General features: G+C 57.4%; 14 protein-coding genes. 6 read left to right on the top strand and 8 right to left on the bottom strand.

The annotated features are described in order from the left end of the window. Nucleotides 1-318 precede the first annotated feature (318 nt). Nucleotides 319-1,125, top strand: coding sequence for an exodeoxyribonuclease III (gene xthA, locus CBW22_RS23165; protein WP_088517984.1), 807 nt, complete (start codon nucleotides 319-321; stop codon nucleotides 1,123-1,125). Nucleotides 1,126-1,158: 33 nt separating this feature from the next. On the opposite strand, the gene CBW22_RS23160 is transcribed toward xthA, so the two are convergent. The 4 genes from CBW22_RS23160 to CBW22_RS23145 all read right to left on the bottom strand — a co-directional run bounded on the left by CBW22_RS23160 (nucleotide 1,159) and on the right by CBW22_RS23145 (nucleotide 5,147). Then, entirely contained in the window at nucleotides 1,159-1,455 is a 297-nt protein-coding gene (locus tag CBW22_RS23160) for a YnjH family protein (protein ID WP_088517983.1), read from the bottom strand. Next, nucleotides 1,455-3,377, bottom strand: coding sequence for a DNA topoisomerase III (locus CBW22_RS23155; protein ID WP_088517982.1), 1,923 nt, complete (start codon nucleotides 3,375-3,377; stop codon nucleotides 1,455-1,457). The genes CBW22_RS23160 and CBW22_RS23155 overlap by 1 nt, the downstream gene beginning before the upstream one ends. A 21-nt stretch (nucleotides 3,378-3,398) precedes the next feature. Beyond that, a complete protein-coding gene (gene selD, locus CBW22_RS23150) occupies nucleotides 3,399-4,442 on the bottom strand; it encodes a selenide, water dikinase SelD (protein WP_088517981.1) in 1,044 nt (347 codons plus the stop codon). A gap of 153 nt (nucleotides 4,443-4,595) precedes the next feature. Then, nucleotides 4,596-5,147, bottom strand: coding sequence for an NAD(P)H nitroreductase (locus CBW22_RS23145; protein WP_058774609.1), 552 nt, complete (start codon nucleotides 5,145-5,147; stop codon nucleotides 4,596-4,598). A 171-nt stretch (nucleotides 5,148-5,318) separates the two neighbouring features. Between CBW22_RS23145 and sppA the strand changes: the two genes are divergently transcribed. The 3 genes from sppA (at nucleotide 5,319) to pncA (ending at nucleotide 8,899) form a co-directional block, all read left to right on the top strand. Next, nucleotides 5,319-7,175 carry a signal peptide peptidase SppA gene (gene sppA, locus CBW22_RS23140; RefSeq protein ID WP_058781814.1) on the top strand — a complete coding sequence of 619 codons (1,857 nt, stop codon included), beginning with the start codon at nucleotides 5,319-5,321 and terminating at the stop codon, nucleotides 7,173-7,175. A gap of 85 nt (nucleotides 7,176-7,260) precedes the next feature. Next, a complete protein-coding gene (gene ansA, locus CBW22_RS23135) occupies nucleotides 7,261-8,274 on the top strand; it encodes an asparaginase (protein ID WP_058757717.1) in 1,014 nt (337 codons plus the stop codon). A gap of 16 nt (nucleotides 8,275-8,290) precedes the next feature. Further along, complete coding sequence (gene pncA, locus CBW22_RS23130; RefSeq protein ID WP_058757718.1) at nucleotides 8,291-8,899, top strand: bifunctional nicotinamidase/pyrazinamidase; 609 nt, start codon at nucleotides 8,291-8,293, stop codon at nucleotides 8,897-8,899. Nucleotides 8,900-8,934: 35 nt separating this feature from the next. Here pncA and CBW22_RS23125 read toward each other — a convergent pair whose 3' ends face one another. Both CBW22_RS23125 and msrB read right to left on the bottom strand, forming a co-directional pair. Then, nucleotides 8,935-9,216, bottom strand: coding sequence for a YeaC family protein (locus tag CBW22_RS23125; RefSeq protein ID WP_058774606.1), 282 nt, complete (start codon nucleotides 9,214-9,216; stop codon nucleotides 8,935-8,937). 2 nt (nucleotides 9,217-9,218) lie between these two features. Further along, entirely contained in the window at nucleotides 9,219-9,629 is a 411-nt protein-coding gene (gene msrB, locus CBW22_RS23120) for a peptide-methionine (R)-S-oxide reductase MsrB (protein WP_021510062.1), read from the bottom strand. Between the two features lie 338 nt (nucleotides 9,630-9,967). Between msrB and gapA the strand changes: the two genes are divergently transcribed. Together gapA and CBW22_RS23110 are read left to right on the top strand one after the other, a co-directional pair. Beyond that, nucleotides 9,968-10,966, top strand: coding sequence for a glyceraldehyde-3-phosphate dehydrogenase (gene gapA, locus CBW22_RS23115; RefSeq protein WP_021510061.1), 999 nt, complete (start codon nucleotides 9,968-9,970; stop codon nucleotides 10,964-10,966). Nucleotides 10,967-11,040: 74 nt separating this feature from the next. Further along, a complete protein-coding gene (locus CBW22_RS23110) occupies nucleotides 11,041-11,916 on the top strand; it encodes a D-hexose-6-phosphate mutarotase (protein ID WP_088517980.1) in 876 nt (291 codons plus the stop codon). 24 nt (nucleotides 11,917-11,940) lie between these two features. On the opposite strand, the gene CBW22_RS23105 is transcribed toward CBW22_RS23110, so the two are convergent. Beyond that, nucleotides 11,941-12,789, bottom strand: coding sequence for an aldo/keto reductase (locus tag CBW22_RS23105; protein ID WP_088517979.1), 849 nt, complete (start codon nucleotides 12,787-12,789; stop codon nucleotides 11,941-11,943). A gap of 83 nt (nucleotides 12,790-12,872) precedes the next feature. Then, nucleotides 12,873-13,622: a MipA/OmpV family protein gene (locus CBW22_RS23100; protein WP_058774604.1), complete on the bottom strand. Its 750-nt coding sequence runs from the start codon at nucleotides 13,620-13,622 to the stop codon at nucleotides 12,873-12,875. Nucleotides 13,623-14,023 lie beyond the last annotated feature (401 nt).

Raw genomic sequence — 14,023 nt, 5'->3', positions numbered from 1 at the left:
GTTGCATGGTAACAGTCTCAGTCCAGGGCATAGTGAGTCTCCTCTGCTATGCCGTTTATAACTGTTACCCATGTGCCCGGTCTAAAGTGTTACCCATGTGCTCGGTTTGTACCTTAATGCGCACCTGGATATTCACATCAACGCCCCTAAGCTGAACGCCACCGCCTGCCTCAGCCCGCTCTCCTGCGTCTCCCACCAAAAATCACCTGCGTTCTGCCTCTTGCTCTTATCGGCACGCTCTTATGACGCAAGCCATGACTTTTGCCGCAAACCTGGTTACCATCGCCGCAACCTTTTGCGATGAAAAATGGCAGCGAAATGAAATTTGTCTCTTTTAACATCAACGGCTTGCGCGCACGCCCTCATCAGCTGGCGGCGCTGGTTGAACAGCATCAACCGGATGTCATCGGCCTGCAGGAAACCAAAGTGCACGATGACATGTTCCCGCTGGAAGAGGTCAGCAAGCTCGGTTACAACGTGTTTTATCACGGCCAGAAAGGCCATTACGGCGTGGCGCTGCTGACCAAGACGCAGCCGGTGGCAGTTCGACGCGGTTTTCCTGATGACGGCGAAGATTCCCAGCGACGTCTGATCATGGCAGAAATTCCCAGCCCGATTGGCGATATCACCGTCATCAACGGTTACTTCCCGCAGGGGGAAAGCCGTGACCATCCCATCAAGTTCCCGGCCAAAGAGAAGTTCTATCGCGACCTGCAAAGCTATCTCGAGCAGCAACTGGCGGCCGACAAGCCGGTGCTGATCATGGGCGATATGAACATCAGCAGTACCGACCTGGACATTGGTATTGGTGAAGAGAACCGCAAGCGCTGGCTGCGCACCGGCAAATGCTCTTTCCTGCCGGAAGAGCGCGAGTGGATGGACCGTTTGCTGCAGTGGGGACTGGTTGATACGTGGCGTGAGAAAAACCCGGAAACCGCAGATCGCTTCTCGTGGTTCGACTATCGCTCCAAAGGATTTGATGACAACCGCGGTCTGCGCATCGATCTGCTGCTGGCCAGCCCACCGCTGGCATCACGCTGCATCGACAGCGGCATCGACTACAACATTCGCAGTATGGAAAAGCCGTCCGATCACGCGCCGGTGTGGTCCAGTTTCAAGCTGTAACTGAACAGCGTGGCGCCTGCGCGCCACGCCCGCTTATTTAATGATTTTCCAAATCAGCGGATTGGTACCCAGCACTTTTTCGTCACGCGCACACTGCAGCAATACGCCCTCTGCTTTTACAACCGCACCTTCAGAATAGCTGCGGTTTTCATAGATACAGCACTGCAGGCAGTTGTTCTGCTGGCGATTCTGCCCCTGCGTCCACACTTCCGGCGGCATATCCACCACCACATCGGTATTGCCCATTCGCGGGGGCTCCGGCTGGCGATTAGCCAGCGCGGCATGGCTGCACAACAGCAGCCCACTCAGCAACAGCGTTGCGTAACGCATTATTCCGTCTCCTTCGTTTTGCGCCGGGGCGTTTTGCCTTTACTGCGCGTCTTCGCTCCGGTCGCGGCTAATCCACGAAAAGCCTGCAGCGACGGCCTCTGGCGCGCCTCACCGATCAAACCAATTAAGGTACTGACCAGCGGCTGCATAAACTCATCATAGCGACAGGCTTTTTCACTGATGCGGGTAAGCGTTGACTCCCAGTGCGCCGTCATATCCGGCCGCGCGGCCATCTCAGGTAACGCATGAATCAGCGCCCTGCCCGCCTCGGTTGAGTGAATATAGCGACCTTTTTTCACCAGGAATGTACGGCGGAACAGCAATTCTATGATGCCGGCGCGCGTCGCTTCCGTTCCTAAACCATCGGTCGCACGCAGCACTTTCTTTAATTCTTTATCCTGCACAAAGCGGGCAATACCGGTCATGGCCGACAGCAGCGTGGCGTCGGTGAACGGCCGCGGCGGCTGAGTCTGCTTCGCCAGCACCTCACCACGCTCACACAACAGCTCATCGCCTTTACTCACCACCGGCAGCGGCGTGCCATCATTCTCTTCATCGCGCTCTTTACTGCCCAGCAGCGCACGCCAGCCGGCTTCGGCAAGAAAACGTGCTTTGGCAACGAACCTGCCACCGCCGATATCGAGGTCGATGACGCATTTGCGAAATACCGCGTCGGGACAAAACTGCATCAGATACTGGCGCGCAATCAGACCGTAAATATTGGCTTCATTGTCGCTCAGGTTCACCTTGCTGGCGCGCGCCGTAGGAACGATGGCATGGTGCGCATCCACTTTTTTATCGTCCCAGCAGCGATTTTTCTGATCCGCATTGAAATCCGCTGGCAGCGACACGTCCGGCTGATGCGCCTGAATAGCGTTCAGCACCGCATGACGTCCGGCAAAATGTTCGTCCGGCAGATAGCGGCTGTCCGAACGCGGATACGTAATCAGCTTATGGGTTTCATACAAACGCTGACAGCAGTCCAGAACCGTCTGGGCACTCAGGCCAAAACGCTTCGCCGCCTCGATTTGCAGGCTGGAGAGGGAAAATGGCAGCGGCGCCGTTTCTGACTCCCGCTTATCGTTGTAGCCGGTAACCCACGCCGGTTTGCCGTTGATACGTTCAAGCACGTGGTCAGCCAGAGGACGATGCAGCAAACGGCCCTCGTCATCCTGCCACGGTTCACAGGCATCGCTGGGGATCCAGCTGGCAACGAAGCGCTCCTCTTTCGGGGTGACGATGTGCGCCTTCACTTCGAAGTAATCCTTCGGCACAAAGTTTTCGATCTCTTCATCGCGCCTCACCACCAGCCCCAGCACTGGCGTCTGAACGCGTCCCACCGAGAGCACGCCGTCGTAACCGGCGTTGCGGCCCAGCAGCGTCCAGGCGCGGGTCATATTGATGCCATACAGCCAGTCAGCGCGCGCCCGGGCCAGCGCCGAGACGCACAGCGGAATGAATTCACGGTTCTCGCGCAGACGGCTCACCGCGCGCTCGACCGCCGCAGGGTTGAGGTCGTTAATCAGGCAGCGCTGCACCTGCTGGCGCTTTTCAGCCGGCAGCTGCAGATAATCGAGCACTTCGTCGACCAGCAGTTGTCCTTCGCGATCCGGGTCACCGGCGTGCACCACCACGCTGGCCTGCTGCAGTAAGCCCTCGATCACTTTGAGCTGATTCGCCACCGACGGACGCGGCTGCAGGCGCCATTTTTCCGGGATGATGGGTAAATCCGCCAGATTCCAGCGCGCATAGCGGCTGTCATAGCTGTCAGGCTGCGCCTGCTCCAGCAGATGCCCGACACACCAGGTCACAACCTGGTCATTACCACAGGCAATATAGCCGTCGCCACGTCGATGCGGTTTGGGTAGCACATCGGCGATGGCGCGTGCCAGACTGGGTTTTTCAGCAATAAACAAACGCATGAATGGCGTCGTTCCTTTACGTCAGGTGACTACAGTAATCAGTGGATGGGCGCGGTCGGCCGGCAGCAGCGAGCCGATCGCCGTGGCCTCGACGCCAGCCTGCGCGGCGCACGCGTGAAACGCCGCGACAGCGTCAGGCTGTACCGCCACCAGCAGCCCGCCGGAAGTTTGCGGATCGCACAGCAGTGCGCGCGTGGCCTCATCCATGGCAGAAATGTGCTCGCCGTAGCTGGCGAAGTTGCGGCTGGTGCCGCCCGGCACCGCGCCGGCCGCAATGTACTGGTCCACGCCGGGCAGACGCGGCACCTGTGCGGCCAGCACGTGTGCGCGCAGGCCGGAGCCCAGACAAATTTCACTCAGGTGCCCCAGCAGACCAAAGCCGGTGACATCGGTCATGGCGCTGACGCCGGGCAGTTTAGCAAATTCCGCCCCTGCGCTATTGAGCTGGCACATCACCTGCGCCGCCAGCGTCTGATGCTCCGCACGCAGCAGCCCTTTTTTCTCTGCGGTAGTCAGAATACCGATGCCGAGCGGTTTGGTGAGAAACAGCTCGCAGCCCGCCTGCGCGGCGCTGTTCTTTTTCACGCGCGCCACGTCAACGATGCCGGTAACGGCAAGGCCAAAAATCGGCTCCGGCGCATCGATTGAGTGGCCCCCCGCCAGCGCGATGCCGGCCGCCTGGCAGGCCACGCGACCGCCTTCAATCACCTGCTGTGCCACTTTCGCGTCCAGTACATTGACCGGCCAGCCGAGAATAGCGATGGCCATGATCGGTTTGCCGCCCATGGCGTAAATATCACTGATGGCGTTAGTGGCCGCGATACGGCCAAAGGTGTGCGGATCGTCAACGATGGGCATAAAGAAGTCAGTGGTGCTGACCACCGCCGTGCCGTTGCCAAGATCGTACACGGCAGCATCGTCACGGGTTTCATTGCCGACCAGCAGTCGCGGATCGTGAAAGGCAGCCAGTTCGCTGTGCAGAATGGTCTCAAGCACCTGAGGTGAAATTTTACAGCCGCAGCCAGCGCCGTGGCTGTATTGCGTCAAACGAAGCGGTTCGCTCATGGCGGGTTCCTTGTGCGCTGAACAGAGAGGACTATGTTAGCCTGGCTGCCCGCTGCTGGTAAGCGCTGTCGCCGCTAAGCGCGATCTTTCGCACAGCGACTGTGCAATCAGTGTCGTTGCATGCACCTTGCCGCAGAAACCCGCTGCTGTCTGTCAGAAATAACTGACAAACGCCTCGCTGTCGGGCGCAACCACGGTGGTATTGGCTTTCAGCTGCGGCGTACCGAGGTAGAGGAAACCCACAATCGCATCCTGCTCGCGGCAGCCAAAGGCGGCGCGTACCTGCGGATGATCGGTCCATGGCCCGCTGCGCCAGATGCCGTTAAAGCCCTGCGCGACGGCCGCCATCTGCATCGCCATCACCGCGCAACCCGCGGACACGACCTGCTCCCAGCGCGGCACTTTGGCGGAGGCTTCGCAGTGCGCGACAACGGTGATGATCATCGGCGCGCGGAATGGTGACGTCCGGGCCTTCTCGATAGCTTTGTCATCCAGTTGGCTGTCGCGTGCGGCCTGCTCCAGCAGATGGCTGAAGCGTTCGCGCCCCTCATTTTCAATGATGATGAAGCGCCACGGCTGCAGCGTGCCGTGATCCGGTGCGCGCATACCCGCGTGCAGAATATTCTGCAGCACCTCACCGGCCGGTGCCGGCTCGGTCAGACGCGACGCTGAACGACGGTTTACCAGTAATTCCAGTGCATCCATCTTGATTCTCCCGTGATTAACAAAGCGTGGGCTAATCCTGGCACAGCGCGATCTTTTGTAACAGTCTGGCGCGATTTCCTGCTGACTTTTCGCACGCTGCTCTTTAGGATGAACCCGACATCGGGGCAGACCGCATACCGGCTGCCCTGGCTACGTGAATATGGAGAGTTTATGCGCACATTGTGGCGAATTATTGCTGGCCTGTTCCGCTGGAGCTGGCGGGTGCTGAATTTTATCCGGGAATTTATCCTGAATCTGTTCCTGATTGTGTTAATTCTGGCCGGCGTCGGCATCTGGCTGCAGCTATCCAGCGCCAGCAGCAGTGAACCAGTGCAGCAGGGTGCGCTGAAAGTCGATCTAAGCGGCGTGCTGGTGGACAAACCGTCGGTCAGCAATCGTCTGAGCCGTATCAGCCGCCAGCTGCTGGGTGCCAGCAGCGATCGTTTGCAGGAAAACTCGTTGTTTGATGTGGTCGATGCCATTCGTCAGGCAAAGAGCGATAAAAATATCACCGGCATGGTGCTGGATCTGCGCGATTTTGCCGGCGGCGATCAGCCTTCGCTGCAGTACGTTGGCAAGGCGCTGCGCGAATTCCGCGACGCGGGCAAACCCATTTTTGCCCTCGGCGACAGCTATAGCCAGGCGCAATATTATCTCGCCAGTTACGCCACGAAGGTCTATCTGTCGCCGCAGGGCACGGTGGATCTGCACGGTTTCGCCACCAACGGCCTGTATTACAAATCCCTGCTGGATAAGCTGAAAGTCAGCTCACACGTGTTCCGTGTCGGCACCTATAAGTCCGCAGTTGAACCTTTCCTGCGTGATGATATGTCGCCGGAAGCGCGCGATGCTGACGGCCGCTGGGTCGGCCAGCTGTGGCAGAATTACCTCAACACGGTGTCCGCCAACCGGCAAATCACGCCGCAGCAGCTGTTCCCGGGGGCGGCGGGCATCATCAGCGGTTTGCAGGCCGTTCAGGGCGATACCGCTAAATATGCCCTGGATAACAAACTGGTGGATGTGCTGGATTCGCGCGCTGCCGCCGATCGCGAGCTGGTGAAAACCTTTGGCTGGGATAAAGCCAGCAACGACTACCGCAACGTCAGCATCTATGACTACAACGTCAAACAACCGACGCAGCAGGATGGCAACATTGCGGTGATTCTCGCCAGCGGCGCCATCATGGACGGCGAAGAGAGCGCCGGTAACGTCGGTGGCGACACCACCGCTGCGCAAATCCGTGACGCCCGCCTCGACGACAAAATCAAAGCCATCGTGCTGCGCGTCAACAGCCCGGGCGGCAGCGTAACGGCCTCTGAGGCCATCCGTGAAGAGCTGGCGGCGGCGCACGATGCCGGTAAGCCGGTGGTGGTGTCGATGGGCGGCATGGCGGCATCGGGCGGCTACTGGATCTCCACGCCGGCCGACTACATCGTTGCTGCGCCGAGCACTCTGACCGGGTCGATCGGCATCTTTGGCGTGATCAATACGGTGGAGAACAGCCTGAGCAGCATCGGCGTGCACAGCGATGGCGTTGCCACCTCGCCGCTGGCGGATGTGTCGACCACCAAAGCGCTGCCGACTGAAGTGCAGCAGCTGATGCAGCTGACCATTGAAAACGGTTATCGCAACTTTGTCGGTCTGGTGGCGGCGTCACGCCATAAAACGCCACAGCAGATTGATGCCATCGCGCAGGGTCACGTCTGGACCGGTAGCGATGCCAAAGCCAACGGGCTGGTGGATGCGCTGGGCGACTTCGACGATGCGGTGGCCAAAGCCGCCGAGCTGGCGAAGGTCGCGAAACCTGAACTGAGCTGGTATCAGGACGATCCGGGGATGATCGACCTGCTGCTTAACCAGATGAATGCGTCGGCGCAGGCCGTGCTGCCGGCCGCGCTGAAAGTGTGGCTGCCGGCACCGGTCAGCGAAGTGATGGGCGCGCTGCAGGCGCAGCCGGGCCTGATGAATAATCTCAACGATCCGCAAAACCGTTACGCGTTCTGCCTGACCTGCGGCAACGTACGCTAATCTTTACAGCCCGGCCGCTGGTCGGGCTGCTTTTCCCCGCTAATCCCCTTATACTGCGCGTTTTACGGCAAGTCTGAGTCCATTCATGCAAAAGAAAAATATCTATGTAGCCTACACGGGCGGGACCATCGGTATGCAACGCTCCGCGCAGGGTTACATTCCGGTCTCTGGCCATCTGCAGCAGCAGCTGGCGATGATGCCAGAGTTTCACCGTCCGGAAATGCCGGATTTCACCATCCACGAATACCATCCGCTGATTGACTCCTCGGATATGACGCCGCAGGACTGGCAGTCAATCGCTGATGACATCCAGCTGAACTACGATCGCTATGACGGTTTCGTCATTCTGCATGGCACCGATACCATGGCGTTCACCGCGTCGGCGCTGTCGTTCATGCTGGAGAACCTGGCCAAGCCGGTGATCGTCACCGGGTCGCAGATCCCGCTGGCCGAGTTGCGCTCAGACGGTCAGCAGAACCTGCTGAACTCACTGTACGTCGCGGCCAACTATCCGATTAATGAAGTGGCGCTGTTCTTCAACAACACGCTGTTTCGCGGTAACCGCACCACCAAAGCCCACGCCGACGGCTTTAATGCATTTGCGTCACCGAACCTGTCGCCGCTGCTGGAAGCGGGCATCCATATTCGCCGGCTCAATACGCCGCCGGCACCGCGCGGCAGCGGTGAGCTGATCGTCCATCCGATCACGCCTCAGCCGATTGGCGTGGTGACCATCTATCCAGGCATCTCTGCCGACGTGGTGCGCAATTTCCTGCGTCAGCCGGTCAAAGCGCTGATTCTGCGCTCTTACGGTGTGGGCAACGCGCCACAAAACGCCGAGTTTCTTGCCGAACTGCAGCAGGCCAGCGAGCGCGGCATTGTGGTGGTGAACCTGACGCAGTGCATGTCCGGCAAGGTCAACATGGGCGGTTACGCCACCGGCAACGCACTGGAACACGCCGGCGTGATCAGTGGTTTTGATCTCACCGTCGAGGCCACCCTGACTAAACTGCACTTTTTGTTAAGCCAGAACCTCACCAGCGCTGAAATTCGTGCCAAAATGCAGCAGAATTTACGTGGCGAACTGACCGAAGACTGATACGGAGCAAAATCCCATGAAGCGGGCATTGATAATCATCGATATTCAGAACGATTTTTGCCCCGGCGGCCCGATGGCCGTGCGTGAAGGTGACCAGACGGTTGCCGTTGCTAATCGCTATGCACGCGAATTCCGCGCGCGCGGTGAATGCGTGGTGGCGTTGCAGGACTGGCATCCTGCCAATCACGGCAGCTTTGCCTCGGTCTCTGGCGAGCCGGTGTATACGCTCGGTGAACTGAATGGTCTGGCGCAGATCTGGTGGCCGGATCACGGCGTGCAGCACTCACACGGCGCGGATTTCCATCCGGATCTCGATCGCAGTCTGATTGATGCGGTGTTCCATAAAGGCGGCGATGTGGATGTGGATAGCTACAGCGCCTTTTTCGATAACGGGCACCGCCGCAAAACCGAGCTCGACAGCTGGCTGCGCGAGCGCGGCATTACTCACCTGGTGATGCTGGGCCTGGCGACCGATTACTGCGTCAAGTACAGCGTGCTGGATGCGCTGGAACTGGGATATCACGTTGAGGTGGTGCAGGAAGGCTGCCGGGGCGTCAATCTCAATCCGGACGACAGCGAGATCGCGATCGCGCAGATGCAGGCGCAGGGTGCGGTCATTATCTGAAAATCAGGGCTGGAACTCTCCAGCCCTGCAGCCGGTTAATGCAGGTTGATGCGCGTCACGTCGGACTCGATTCCCCACTCTTCCTTCAGCTGTTTTTTCGACTTCATCACCATCTCGCCGCCTTTACCGATGGTCATGTGCTGCGGTTCGTCGTTGTGCCGCGCCTGCCACAGCATCACCAGCTGCAGACAGTTATCTTTCTGATCCTGCGTCAGCGCCACGCCGTCTGGCCACTTGCCAGTTTCCACCGCGCTGGCGAGGCGCTCGTAGACTTCCGGCGTCATCGCCGCAAGCATTGCTTCCAGTTCCTGCTTCATGCTCAGCCCTCGTGCTGATTGCCCTGCTCGTCGGTAAAGTTCAGCGACGCTGAGTTGACACAATAGCGCTCACCGGTTGGCTGCGGGCCATCCGGGAAGACGTGGCCCAGATGGGCGTCGCAGTTACCGCAGCGGATTTCGACGCGGTGCATACCGTGCGAGTCATCTTCCAGATAGCGGATAGCTTCATCGTTATACGGCTGGTAAAAGCTCGGCCAGCCGCAGCCGGAGTCATACTTGGTTTCGGAGAGAAACAGCGGTGCGTTGCAGACCAGGCAGTGATAGATACCCTCCTGCTTGTTGTGCAACAGCGCGCCGGTGAAAGGCGGTTCGGTTCCACGATGCTGAGTGACGTAGCGCTGCATTTCCGACAGCTGGGCAATTTTTGCCTCGGGTGCGGTGTCTTTAGCCATTTTGAGTTCCGGAGTGTCATTCTGTAAAAATCGTCTAGTATTCTAACAAACGAACAACATCTTCCGGGTCTTTTTTCGTGCGGATGCTTTTGCCCCGACCAGCACTGCGCAATTTTGTGATGACGATCACTCTTTGCAACAGTCATCCCTTTTTAGTCTGCATTCGGCGTAAGATAGGTGCGCAATAAGGGCGCTGCGCAAGCGTTTGCGCACCCAATTATTCCTGGCGCTGGAATTGACCTGTCGCAACAATTGACACGATTCCGCTTGACGCCTGGTAAGGTTTTTGTAATTTTACAGCCAACCTTTTATTCACTAACAAATAGCTGGTGGAATATATGACTATCAAAGTAGGTATCAACGGTTTTGGCCGTATCGGTCGCATCGTTTTCCGTGCTGCTCAGCAGCGTTCTGACATCGAAATCGTCGCGATCAACGACCTGCTCGACGCCGATTACATGGCTTACATGCTGAAGTATGACTCTACACACGGTCGTTTCGACGGCACCGTAGAAGTGAAAGATGGCGCGCTGATCGTTAACGGTAAAAAAATCCGTGTTACCGCTGAGAAAGACCCGGCTAACCTGAAATGGGACGAAGTGGGCGTTGACGTTGTTGCTGAAGCAACCGGTATCTTCCTGACCGACGAAACCGCACGTAAACACATCACTGCCGGCGCGAAGAAAGTGGTTCTGACTGGCCCGTCTAAAGATGACACCCCAATGTTCGTTCGTGGTGCCAACTTCGACAAATATGCCGGCCAGGACATCGTGTCTAACGCTTCCTGCACCACCAACTGCCTGGCACCGCTGGCTAAAGTGATCAACGACAAGTTCGGTATCGTTGAAGGTCTGATGACCACTGTTCACGCCACCACCGCCACTCAGAAAACCGTTGATGGCCCGTCTCACAAAGACTGGCGCGGCGGCCGCGGTGCAGCACAGAACATCATCCCATCTTCAACTGGCGCAGCAAAAGCAGTAGGCAAAGTTCTGCCAGAGCTGAACGGTAAACTGACCGGTATGGCGTTCCGCGTACCAACGCCAAACGTGTCTGTGGTTGACCTGACCGTTCGTCTGGAAAAACCAGCGTCTTACAAAGACATCTGTGCAGCCATCAAAGCCGCTGCTGAAGGTGACATGAAAGACGTGCTGGGCTACATCGAAGACGACGTGGTTTCTACCGACTTCAACGGCGAAACCCTGACTTCCGTGTTCGACGCGAAAGCCGGTATCGCTCTGAACGACAACTTTGTGAAACTGGTTTCCTGGTACGATAACGAAACCGGTTACTCCAACAAGGTTCTGGACCTGATTGCACTGGTTGCTGCTAAGTAAGCTAACCGGCTAAACAGACAAGGGGTGACTTCGGTCGCCCCTTTTTTTTCGATTGGATGAGAGAAGGTCTGACAATGCACAATTCGCTCTTTAACTTGCCCGTGGTGACGCAGATCACCCCTTACCTGTCGCAGCGTCAGATGGGTGAATTGCCAATTCTGGTGATCAGCCATCCGAAAGTACGCGCCGCCATTGCCCTGCAGGGTGCGCACCTGCTGGCATGGCAACCGGCCGGTCAGCAGCCCGCCATCTGGCTCAGCGACAAGACGCCATTCGTCAGCGGTAAAGCCATTCGCGGCGGCGTGCCGGTCTGCTGGCCGTGGTTTGGTCCGGCAGGTGAACCTGCACATGGCTTTGCCCGCAATCAGCCGTGGATGCTGACGGCGCATGATGAGAACGAAGATGCGGTCATGCTGACGTTCACGCTGGAAAGTAATGCACAAACGAAAAAACTGTGGCCGCACGACTTCACGCTGCTGGCGCGCTTCCGCATTGCTGAACACTGTGAGATTGAGCTGGAAGCCTGGGGCGATTATGAAGCCACTGCCGCGCTGCACAGCTATTTTCAGGTGGCGGACATTGCGCAGGTTGAAGTCAGCGGGCTCGGCAACAGCTACATCGATAAGGTGCAGGACAATGCCATCGGCAGCGCAGCGGACGGTAAACAAACCTATCCCGATCGGGTTGATCGCATTCATACCGCAGCGGAAGACTGCAGCGTGATCCACGATCGCGCTGGTAAGCGCCAGATTGAAGTCTATCACCATTATCAAAGTGACGTTGTCACCTGGAATCCTGGCCCGGAACTGTCCTGCAGCATGGCCGATATGCCTAATGATGGTTATAAAACCATGGTGTGCGTGGAGACGGCGCGGATTAACAAGCCGATGAAAAGTGCCGGAGAAACCCCTGCCCGCCTTGGCGTCACGCTGAGAATCCGCAATAAGTAATGCTGAACGGCGCGCACGCGCCGTTTACACCACATCCAGCGCCAGTTTATGCTGCGGCGGCGGAAAGGCGCGATCCAGCAGCGCCAGCTCATCGCTGGTCAGGGTGATATTCAGGGCCGCCGCATTCTCCTGCACGTGCGCCACGCTGCCCGCCTTGGGAATGGCCATTATGCCCGGCTGGCGAATCACCCAGCTCAGAAGCAACTGAGCGATACTGATGCCCTTCTGTTGTGCAATCTGCTGCAAAGTCGCATCGTCAAACAGCGCCTGACGCAGCCGTCCAGCCTGCGCCAGCGGACAGTAAGCCATGACGGGCGTATGGTGCTGCTGACAGAGCGGCAGTAGATCGAATTCAATACCGCGCGAAGCCAGATGGTACAGCACCTGATTAGTCGCGCAGCCCATCCCTCCGGCTTCACTCCACAGCTCCTGCAGATCGTCGCTATCAAAATTGGAGACGCCCCAGTGGCGGATTTTGCCCTGCTGCTGCAGCGTTTGCATGGCGCGCACGGTCTCTTCCAGCGGTACATTACCGCGCCAGTGCAACAGATAAAGATCGAGATAGTCCGTCTGCAGACGGCGCAGACTGCGCTCACAGGCGTCAATCGCATCAACCTCACCGGCGTTCCATGGATAAACTTTTGATACCAGCCAGGCTTGATCGCGCCGTCCGCGCAGCGCTGCGCCGACCACCTCTTCTGCGCCGCCTTCGGCATACATCTCAGCGGTATCGATCAGTTTCAGTCCGGCGTCCAGTCCAGCCTGTAGAGCAGCGATTTCCTGCGCCCGCTGTGCCGGATTTTCGCCCATATACCAGGTGCCCTGGCCGATAGCCGGTAAGGGCTTATCGTCGTTAAACTGAATCGTCTTCATCTCACCTCCTGTTGCGCCATTATGGGGCGCAATATTGGTGCAAGGTAACAAAAACGCCTCATTATGAGGCGTTCGTGCGGTCATCAGAAGCTGTAGCTGACGCCGGTCCACAGCGTAAACTGACCGTCTTTATCTACCATTGGACTGTCTTTAATTTCGCTGGCGAAGCGGGTGTAACGGCCTGACAGGCTGGCGTTCCAGCTCTCGCTTATCTGGTAGCTGGCGTTCATCTCGACGTAAGGCGACCAGCTATCGTCCGGGTGATAGCGATCGATGCCGGTACGCGCGCTTTCGTGGCCGGAAACGCCGTAGTAATAGCGGTTTTGGTTGGCACTGTTCCACATTGCGCCAATGCCCGGCGTCAGGCTGAACGCGCCGAAATCAAAGCGGTACAGGTAGGTCAGGTCCCAAATCATGCCGTTGCTGTTATTCAGCACATCGCCCAGCAGCGCGGTACGCACAATCCCCCAGTCAGCAACGTGACGATAAGTCGCGCCGGCCATCAGCGTCATGCGACGCTTGTCCAGCCCTTTCATATCGCCCAGATCGTTATCTTTCGGGTCATACTGCTGCGGCGAGCCCAGCAGCGTTAACGACAGCTGATTCTGCGGGTCTTTCCACAGGTAATAACCGCCCTGCAGGCTGCGGAACCAAAAGTTTTCCCCTTCATAGTTGATGACCGGGATCGGCAGATATCGGTCCTGGCCGCCGCGGTACGGCGACTGGGCATAAATAACCGAAGCCCCAAGTGACACGGGTTCAGCGTAAGTGCTGAACGCCGCAAAATAGCAAGGACACATCAGAGCAAGCGCTTTAAGTTTGAAATGGTTCACAATTTATTCATTCCATTAATATAACAATCACACGCAGAGTCTAACCAAATTTTGCCACTGGTTTAACTTTTAATGTTGATTTCCTTTTTATCCTGTCAGAAGCGTCTGAGACGCAGCGCACCTGTTGCCGCAAGGGCGTGACGGCCTTAGCGCTTATGAGACTTTGTTATTGATATATCGCTAAATAAGGAGAAAAGACGGAGCAATTTTTCTGATTGCCTTCTACAGTAAAAGTAAGACGAGAATTTTTTGTACGAGCAGAGTAACCATAAGAATTGTGAATCCCGATAAAAAATCGTCAGGTTGGCATAAGGGTTGCTGTACTCAATAAAGAATATCTTCCGGGAGCTGCAAGAGCATCTTATTACGCTCCTTTACCTGTGCTAAAAACGAAAGGACGG

Origin of the sequence: Pantoea sp. VS1, from assembly GCF_002207995.1 — a bacterium.
Taxonomy (GTDB): domain Bacteria; phylum Pseudomonadota; class Gammaproteobacteria; order Enterobacterales; family Enterobacteriaceae; genus Pantoea; species Pantoea dispersa.
This window is presented reverse-complemented; position numbering and strand designations above follow the sequence as displayed.